Raw genomic sequence first — 7,854 nt, 5'->3', positions numbered from 1 at the left:
TGCCCATTTCACATTGCCCATTGCCCATTGCCCATTGCCCATTGCCCATTGCCCATTGCCTACTCATCCATTTCTTCTTTTATTTCTTCCGAAATTTTTAATAATAATTTATCAATTCTTTGCCCGTCCATATCAATTATTTCAAAAGAAAAACCCCGCCATTCAAATGTTTCACCGGTTTTAGGAATGTGCTCCAGTTCGTGTAAAACAAAACCGGCAAGCGTATCAAAATCATGTTCTGCCTCATTCATCCAGTCAGTTTTTTCAAACCTGCTTAAAAAATTATAAAAAGGAATTTGTGCATCTACTAAATAAGTACCATCAGCTCTTTCTGTTATTTCATATTCATCCTGGCCGGTTTGCGGCACATCCCCAACAATTGCTTCTAAAATATCATTCAGTGTTATCATGCCTTCCAGTGTGCCGTATTCGTTTACAATAAAGCAGCTGTGAATTTTTGTTTGTTTAAATTTTTCCAGCAACTGGTAAGCGGTATTATTTTCGGGCACAAACAAAGCCGGCTTTGCAATATCTTTTAATAATTTACCGGGCTCAGCTTTTAATAAATCTTTTATACTGATGATCCCTTTAATATTATCTACCGTTTCTTCGCAAACCGGATAGCTGCTGTAAATAACGCTGTCCATTTTATCTTTTACGTGCTGCACCGTTTCGCTGCCATCAAACCAGGCAATATCTGTACGGTGTGTCATCAGCGATGTAATATTTCTGTCGCCTAAATGAAACAATCTTTCAATAATATCTTTTTCTTCTTCTTCAATAGCGCCGTGTTCACTGCCTTCGGTAATCATGGCTTTAATTTCTTCCTCTGTTACACTGTTATCCTTTGCAGTTTTTACATTAAATAATTTAAAAATGAGGTACGAAATTTTAGAGAGTAACCAAACAATGGGATAAGTAACTACAGACAAAAAATTCATTGGTGCAGCAACCTGCCTGGCAATTTTTTCTGCCTGCAGCATTCCTAATCTTTTAGGAATCAACTCGCCAAAAATAATTGACAAAAAAGTAACTATAATAACAATTATAACTGTAGAAACTGAGGCCGCATAAGGTTTTAAAAATGCTATCTCTTCTAAATGCGGTTGCAGATAATGCCCAAATTTTTCTCCTGAATAAACTCCCGTTAATATTGCAATAAGCGTAATAAAAATTTGCGCTGTTGATAAAAATTTTTCCGGATTTGCAGCCAATGCTAAAGCCACTTTTGCTTTATCATCGCCTTTGTTTGCCATAGTTTCCAGCCTTGCTTTACGGGCACTCACCAATGCAATTTCGCTCATCACCAACAGCCCGTTTAAAATGATAAGCAGGGTTAATATTATAATTTCCGCCATAGTTAATAAAGTAATCCGTAGTTAACGGTGTATGATTTTCCGCACAAATATCCGATAAGTATTCCAATTACTGCCCCTGCAGTTACATCAAGTGGGTAATGCACCCCCACATATACCTGTGCAAAAGATATACTGAAGGCCCATAAAAAAAATATTAGTGGCCACTTTCCAAAGTACTTTTTTAAAGTTAAATATAAAAATGTTGCCATAGCAAAATGGTTGGCCGCATGCGATGAGGTAAAGCTGCTGCTCTGTGGCCTGTAAGCCACTAAAACCCTTACCCAGTCTGCAATAGCAGCATTGTTACAGGGCCTTTGCCGGTAAAAGTATTCTTTAATAATCTTACTGCTTACAAAGTCGGTTAATATGGCGGTACAAATGGCAAAAATTACCCACCACCATACATTTTTTTTAAAATTAACGGTAACCAAAAGCAATAAAAAAAGGTATAAAGGCACCCACATATTGGAGTTACGCAACCAGGGCATTAACCAGTCGAAAAAACTGTTGTGCCAGTAGTAATTTATTTGTTTAAATAACTGCCTGTCGTATGTAAGGAGTTGTTGCATTAATGTAACATGGTTGTTAAATAATAATCACCCAAAAATAATTAAACTAATTTAGCAGCCGGATAAAATGTAATAAGGATGCTATTGTTGCCCATAACCCCTAAGGGAGAACTGAACTGCAACAATAGTTTTGAGAATTACTAATAACCTTGTTTTCATTAAATTAATAAAAACAAGAAAGGTACATTAACTAAAATATTGATTAATGCTTTTTTTGCAAAGAATTCCCAAAACATTGCGTTGGATATTTTCGGTGGTAACAGTGCTGTTAGTTACTATGACTATTTTTAGACTATTATTTTATTTAAAGTACAACCCTCCTGCTAAAGCATTTTCAGGCTCTGCATTTTTATTGGGTTTACGGTTTGATGCCCGGATAGCAGCTATAATTGGTTTAGCAATGCTGCTGCTTACTTCTACTTCGTTTTTAAACCCGTTTAAAAATATTGCAGCAAAAAGTTTTTGGAATTTTTTGTTGCCCATTTTATTTATCCTGCTGGTATTATTTTATTTTATAGATTTTTATCATTTCGATTATTTGCACCAGCGGCTGAATGCCACGGTACTAAATTATTTGCAGGATGCCGGCATATCTTTTACTATGATGTGGCAAACTTATCCTTTACTAAAAGTTACCATAGCTATTATTATATTATTTATTTTATCAAGATTTATTTTTGGCAGGTTGCTCAACAGCTATTTGCAAAAAGACAGTTTTTACAAGAGAAGAGGCGCAATATATTATTTTATTTCTTTTTTTTTACTGGCGGCATTAATTTTTGGAAAGATCGGACAATTTCCCCTGCGGTGGAGCGATGCCTTTACTTTAAGCGATGACTTTAAAGCCAATCTGGCGCTTAATCCCTTTCAAAGTTTTTTCAGCACATTAAGTTTTAGAAATTCTACTTATGATTTAAAAAAAGTAAAAAAATATTATCCTTTAATGGCATCCTATTTTGGGGTACAGCAGCCCGATAGTACACAATTAAATTATGAAAGAAAAACAATTATTGCAGATACAACCTCATCTAAACCCAATGTAGTATTGGTTATCTGCGAAAGTTTCAGCGCTTATAAAAGCAGCATGTACGGTAACCCATTAAATACTACGCCTTATTTTAATGAGCTGTGCAACAATGGTATTTTTTTAGACAGGTGCTTTACCCCTTCTTACGGCACAGCCCGTGGTGTATGGGCAACCATTACCGGCACACCCGATGTGGAAAGCCCCAGCACCGCAAGCCGCAACCCCAATGCAGTAAATCAGCATACCATTATTAATGATTTTAAAAATTACAACAACTTTTATTTTTTAGGCGGCAGTGCCACATGGGCAAACATTCGTGGACTGTTAACCAACAACATTAATGGTTTAAAATTATATGAAGAGCAGGATTATAAAGCAGCAAAAATTGATGTGTGGGGCATCAGCGATAAAAATTTATTTTTAGAAGCCAATAAAGTTTTAAAAGAACAAAACAAACCTTTTTTTGCAGTAATTCAAACTGCAGATAATCACCGGCCATATACCATACCGAAAGAAGATGAAGGGGCTTTTAAAAAAATATCTTTTTCAACAGACTCCTTAAAACGTTTTGGTTTTGAGAACAATGAAGAGATGAATGCATTTCGCTACACCGATTTTTGTTACCAGCAATATATGGAAGCGGCAAAAAAAGAAAAATATTTTGATAATACAATTTTTGTTTTTGTTGGCGACCATGGCATAAGAGGAAATGCAGGAGAAATGTTTCCTAAAAGTTTTACAGAACAGGGCCTTACCTGTGAGCATGTACCCTTACTTTTTTATGCGCCTAAATTAATTAAACCCAAAAGAATACATGAAGTATGCAGCCAGGTAGATATCTTACCCACCGTGGCAGCTCTTGTAAAAACACCTTACCGCAATACTACTTTTGGAAGAAATTTATTCGACACTTTAATTCCATTGTCTGAATATAAGTCTGTTTTCGGAGGAGAAAAATTTGCTTTTATAATTGATCATGATAAAAAAACAATAGGCTTAATCAGTAATCAATATTATTTTTTAAAAAATTTCAAATCGGGCAATCAGGATTTTGTTTCGGTAACAAATAATAATCCGGTAGAAAAAAATACCCAAACCGACAGCATTAAAAATTATTTATCTAAATTAACAGACGCCTATTACGAAACAGCAAAATACTTATTGCTGAATAATAAGAAGCGGTGAATTATAACAATGTAATTCTCCCTATTGATTATTATATTGCACCTGTTTAAGCTTAAGGAAAAAATCAGCATGAAAAAATGGAAAGTTTCTAAAACCATTCAGTGGATAATAAAAATATTTATTATCTACCTGTGTATGTTTACTGCCTTTCGCATTGCCACAGTAATCCTTTTTAAACCAAATACCATCAGCGTTTTTGAATTAGGACCTTCATTTTGGTTAGGACTAAAATACGATTTACGCTGGATAGCCATCGTACTCTCCCCTATTATTGTATTATCTATATTTAAAAGATTTTCGCCTTTTCATTCAGCAAGAACAAAAAAAGTTTGGACTATTTATTTATCCATCGTCACATTACTCATCATGTTTTTTTATGGTGCCGATTTTGGTAACTTCAGTTACAACCATACAAGGATTGGTGCAAGTGCATTAAATTTTAAAGATGATCCGTACGAAATGATACGCATGGTTTGGCAATCGTATCCCATCATCTGGATTTTAATTGGCCTGGGTATTGCTGTTTTTTTTACAGCAAAATTATTCCGGCGTACACATGGTACAGTTGATGCCAATAATTACTGGCACAAGTTTGAATATAAGCGCCGCTGGTATTTACTGGCGCTGTTAATTATGTTTTGGTTTGTATTTGGCTTTTTACAATTAAAACCATTGACAAGGCAGGATGCTTACAAACTGAATGATAATTTTAAAAGTTACCTGGCATTAAATCCATTTCAAAATTTTATTACTTCTTTAAAACAACGCAAGCCCGATTTTAATACGAGCGGTGCAGCAAAATATTATTCGGTCATTGCTGATTACCTGCAATTAGATTCCATCACCCAATTAAAATATAATTACGAAAGAACAGTGCTGCCCAACAGCCGCAGCCTGGAAAGTAAGCCCAACGTGGTGTTGGTGCTTTGCGAAAGTTTCAGCATGTACAAAAGCAGTATGAGCGGCAACAAATTAAACAGCACGCCCTACTTTAATCAATTGTGTAAAGAAGGTGTTTTTTTCAACCGTTGTTTTACACCAAGTTTTGGTACGGCCCGTGGAATTTTTGCCACAATTACCGGCATACCCGATGTGCAGTTAGCAAAATTTTCTACCCAAAACCCCGAGGCTGTAAACCAGCAAACCATCATCAATAATTTTGAAGGCTACGAAAAATTTTATTTTATTGGAGGCAGAAGCCAGTTTAATAATTTTCGTGGATTGATGGGTAATGTAGAAGGCGTCAATATTTATGAAAAAGGAAAATACAAATCGCCTGAAATAAATGTATGGGGCATTAGCGACAGGGATTTATTTACCGAAGCCGGTGATGTTCTAAAACAGCAGACCAAACCTTTTTTTGCAGTAATTCAAACAGCACATAACCACCGTCCTTACATGATACCTGTTAATGAAAAAGCATTTAGCTGTGAAATAGTTGATAAAGAGATTTTGAAAAAAAATGGTTTTGAATCGCAGGAAGAATACCAGGCTTTTTGTTATACCGATTTTTGTTTTAAACAATTTATGGAAGCTGCAAAACAAGAAACGTATTTTAGTAACACCATTTTTGTTTTTGTAGGAGATCATGGTGTAGAAGGCGAATCAGGCGCCGTATATCCAAAAGCATGGAACTCTCACCGTTTAAGTGATGAGCATGTGCCGTTGCTGTATTATGCCCCATCATTGCTGCAACCTGCAACATACAACTATACTGTTTCGCAAATTGATTTGTTACCCACTCTTGCAGGAATGATACATGAGCCTTATACCAACACCACTTTAGGCAGAGATGTTATTAATCAGCATAATATTTTAAATGCTGCATTTATCATTCATCACGATGAAGGAAATATCGGTGTAGTTACAAATGATTATTATTTTATAAAAAACATCAACATCAATCAGCAGGAATTGGTGCCGGTAAAAGACGGCTTACCAACGCTTACCATACAGCAATCAGATTCTATAAAAAATAAATTATCGCAATTAACTTCTGCCATTTTTGAAACCAGTAAATGGATGCTGGTAAATAACCGGAAAAAATGAGGGCGGGAATGGTGAGTGACCAATGGTGAATGGTCAATGGTGAATAGCAGTATGAAATTATATATTGCCTTTATCAACTCACATAGTTAAAAAATTAGTGGAGGTTGTAATTGAGGTTATCATTATAGAATAAAAAGCATAATACTGGCAAGCATTGCCCATTCACAATTCACTACTCACCATTCACCATTCACGACTTCTTCGCAATCATTATCAGCCTCGGTGTTTTTCTTACATCATAATTAGCAAAATTATAATCGCCAAAAACTTCCTGTATCTGCATGCCCTGGTAAGCAAACATTTCAGTAAAATCTCCTAAAGAAAATTTAGCAACTTTCTCTGTATAAATCATTGGTTCTTTCATACACTCATCTTCAATAATTATTTTTTTATAAAAATGTGTTTCATCAAACCACTTGGTAATAAAAAAATTTATCCCGTCAATTTCTCTTTCCGACTGGTGCACCAAATGATCTTCGGCATAATGTACATTCAAATAATCCATCACAAAACAACCGCCGGGTTTTATAGCCTGTGCAATAGTTCTTATGCCATTATCATGCTCCCGCCTGGTTTTAAAATAACCAAAGCTGGTAAAAAAATTAAAAGCATAATCAAAATAATTTATCCAGAAAGGCAAGCGCATATCGTGCCGGTAAAAATGTAAATTCTCCGCCTCACTTTTTAATGCTTCATCAATGCTGTCTTCGCTTAAATCAATTCCGGTAACATCAAAACCTTTGCCTGCTAACTGAATAGAGTGCCTGCCTTTACCACAGGCAACATCTAACATAGTGCTGCCGCTAGAAGGTTTTAGATAATCTATAAGTTTATCAATAAATGCAGCAGCTTCATGTTCATCCCTGTTAAAATAGAGTTGATGATAGTAGGGTGAATTAAACCAATCTTTAAACCAGGGTTGTTGCATGCAGGCAAAGGTAAAGGTTTAGAAGTATAGGGTTTAGAAGTTTAGCTGCGATTTTTTGCCAACACCTAGGGACTAAACACCTAAACCCTAAACTTCTAAACGAGATGTACAATAACCAAAAAAAGCAAACTGCAAAAAATAAAATAAATAAAAATATTAACGCAATCGTTTCACTTTAGCATGTAGGGGTAAATTTTCTTATCTTTACCATCCCTAAAATAGCAGCGTATGGCACTGATAAAAAGTATATCCGGAATAAGAGGTACTATCGGCGGAAAAACAAATGATAACCTTACACCGCTTGATGTTGTTAAATTTTCTGCCGCCTATGGCACCTGGCTGATGCAGCAAAGCGATAATCATAAAATTATTATTGGCCGTGACGGCAGAATAAGTGGCGAAATGGTAAGCAGCCTTGTAGTAAATACTTTGATGGGATTAGGTTTAGATGTTGTTGATCTTGGCCTTAGCACCACACCCACTGTAGAAATGGCTGTAAAATTTGAAAACGCAGCCGGCGGCATTATACTAACGGCAAGCCACAACCCAAAAGAATGGAACGCTTTAAAATTATTAAATAACAAAGGCGAATTTATCAGCAGTGACGAAGGAAAGTTTATTTTAGACGTAGCCGCAGCAGAAGATTTTAATTTTGCCCCGGTAGATAAATTGGGTACTTACACCAAAGATGAAACAGCCTTACAACAACATATTGATGCTGTTGTAAATTACGCATTA

General features: G+C 35.6%; 6 protein-coding genes. 3 read left to right on the top strand and 3 right to left on the bottom strand.

The genetic code is table 11. The features are described from left to right. Nucleotides 1–59 precede the first annotated feature (59 nt). Entirely contained in the window at nt 60–1,358 is a 1,299-nt protein-coding gene (locus tag ACY65O_RS19305; protein WP_462222492.1) for a hemolysin family protein, read from the bottom strand. Nucleotides 1,359–1,360: 2 nt separating this feature from the next. Continuing rightward, nucleotides 1,361–1,927, bottom strand: a complete 567-nt coding sequence (locus ACY65O_RS19300; RefSeq protein ID WP_462222491.1) for a phosphatase PAP2 family protein — start codon at nt 1,925–1,927, stop codon at nt 1,361–1,363. 205 nt (nt 1,928–2,132) lie between these two features. Here ACY65O_RS19300 and ACY65O_RS19295 point away from each other — a divergent pair, with 205 nt between their 5' ends. Both ACY65O_RS19295 and ACY65O_RS19290 read left to right on the top strand, forming a co-directional pair. Beyond that, entirely contained in the window at nt 2,133–4,139 is a 2,007-nt protein-coding gene (locus tag ACY65O_RS19295) for an LTA synthase family protein (protein WP_462222490.1), read from the top strand. Between the two features lie 69 nt (nt 4,140–4,208). Continuing rightward, entirely contained in the window at nt 4,209–6,188 is a 1,980-nt protein-coding gene (locus ACY65O_RS19290) for an LTA synthase family protein (protein ID WP_462222489.1), read from the top strand. 190 nt (nt 6,189–6,378) lie between these two features. Here ACY65O_RS19290 and ACY65O_RS19285 read toward each other — a convergent pair whose 3' ends face one another. After that, a complete protein-coding gene (locus ACY65O_RS19285) occupies nt 6,379–7,116 on the bottom strand; it encodes a class I SAM-dependent methyltransferase (protein ID WP_462222488.1) in 738 nt (245 codons plus the stop codon). Nucleotides 7,117–7,344: 228 nt separating this feature from the next. Between ACY65O_RS19285 and ACY65O_RS19280 the strand changes: the two genes are divergently transcribed. After that, the coding region (locus tag ACY65O_RS19280; protein WP_462222487.1) for a phosphohexomutase domain-containing protein at nt 7,345–7,854 on the top strand (510 nt) is incomplete at its 3' end.

It is taken from the genome of Ferruginibacter sp., from assembly GCF_031430955.1.
GTDB lineage: Bacteria > Bacteroidota > Bacteroidia > Chitinophagales > Chitinophagaceae > Ferruginibacter.
Note: the sequence above shows the minus strand (reverse complement) of the source record. Positions and strands in the feature narration are given on the sequence as shown.

What these genes read in the sequence shown, in the direction of transcription:
- ACY65O_RS19305 (WP_462222492.1), bottom strand. Translation starts at nt 1,358, where the DNA reads ATGGCGGAAATTATAATATTAACCCTGCTTATCATTTTAAACGGGCTG.
- ACY65O_RS19300 (WP_462222491.1), bottom strand. Translation starts at nt 1,927, where the DNA reads ATGCAACAACTCCTTACATACGACAGGCAGTTATTTAAACAAATAAAT.
- ACY65O_RS19295 (WP_462222490.1), top strand. Translation starts at nt 2,133, where the DNA reads ATGCTTTTTTTGCAAAGAATTCCCAAAACATTGCGTTGGATATTTTCG.
- ACY65O_RS19290 (WP_462222489.1), top strand. Translation starts at nt 4,209, where the DNA reads ATGAAAAAATGGAAAGTTTCTAAAACCATTCAGTGGATAATAAAAATA.
- ACY65O_RS19285 (WP_462222488.1), bottom strand. Translation starts at nt 7,116, where the DNA reads ATGCAACAACCCTGGTTTAAAGATTGGTTTAATTCACCCTACTATCAT.